General features: G+C 71.3%; 2 protein-coding genes. Both read left to right on the plus strand.

From position 1 onward, the window contains the following. A partial coding sequence (locus tag CFP71_RS42655; protein ID WP_482746733.1) for a lysophospholipid acyltransferase family protein occupies positions 1–269 on the plus strand: 269 nt, incomplete at its 5' end. Positions 270–291: 22 nt separating this feature from the next. Continuing rightward, positions 292–1,178: glycosyltransferase family 4 protein (locus CFP71_RS42660; protein ID WP_093939469.1), on the plus strand; the 887-nt coding region annotated here is incomplete at its 3' end.

Below are 1,178 nucleotides of genomic sequence, written 5' to 3' on the forward strand. Positions count from 1 at the left end.
TGCCGGGCGGACCGGCCCGGCTGGCGGCCACCACTGGTGCCGCGCTGATCCCGGCGGGCTGCTGGTTCACCGAGGACGGCTGGCAGATCCGGCTGCATCCGCGGATCCGGGTCACGAACCGGTCCGAGGTCCCGGCGGCCACGCAGGCGCTGGCGGACATCTTCGCCGGGGACATCGCCGCGCATCCGGCCGACTGGCACATGATGCAGAAGTTCTGGCTCTCCGATCTCGAAGCCGGGGAACAGGCCGAACTCGGCGAAGCGAGCTGAGCCGATGGCGCAGGCGCGGGTCATGAAGATCGGGATCGTCTGCCCGTACTCGTTCGACGTACCGGGCGGCGTACAGGGGCACGTCATCGATCTCGCGAAGGCGCTTCTCGCGCGCGGGCACGAAGTCTCGGTCCTCGCGCCCGCGGACGAGGACTCCGACGTCCCGGATTTCGTCGTCCCCGCCGGGAAGGCGCTCGGCATTCCGTACAACGGCTCGGTCGCGCGGCTGCAATTCGGCCCGGTGTCCTACGCCCGGGTGCGGCGATGGATCCGCGACGGCGATTTCGACGTCCTGCACTTGCACGAGCCCGCCGCGCCGAGCCTTTCCCTGCTGGCGCTGAAGGTCGCGGACGGCCCGATCGTGGCGACCTTCCACACCGCGACGACCCGTTCGCGCACCCTCGCGGCGTTCCAGCCGGTACTGCGGCCGCTGCTGGAGAAGATCACCGCGCGGATCGCCGTGTCGGCGCTGGCCCGCCGGGTCCAGGTCGAGCACGCCGGCGGTGACGCGGTCGAGGTGCCCAACGGTGTCGACGTCGACTTCTTCTCCCGCGCGCTCCCGCTCGACGGCTATCCGCGGGCGGGCGGCACGGTCGGGTTCGTCGGGCGGTACACCGAGCCCCGCAAGGGGATGGGGGTCCTGCTGGAGGCGCTGCGGATGCTGCTGCCGGAGTTCGAGGAGCTGCGGCTGCTGGTCGTCGGCCGCGGCGACGCCGATCAGCTCCGGCGCGAAGCGGGGCCGGCGCTGGCGCCGCACATCGAACTGCTCGGCCAGGTCGACGACGAGACGAAGGCGCGGGCACTGCGCAGTGTCGACGTCTACTGCGCGCCGAACACGGGTGGCGAGAGTTTCGGGATGATCCTCACCGAGGCGATGGCGGCCGAGAGCGGAAGACAGTCGTGTAGGGA

The organism is Amycolatopsis thailandensis, assembly GCF_002234405.1.
In the GTDB taxonomy this organism is placed as follows: Bacteria; Actinomycetota; Actinomycetes; order Mycobacteriales; family Pseudonocardiaceae; genus Amycolatopsis; species Amycolatopsis thailandensis.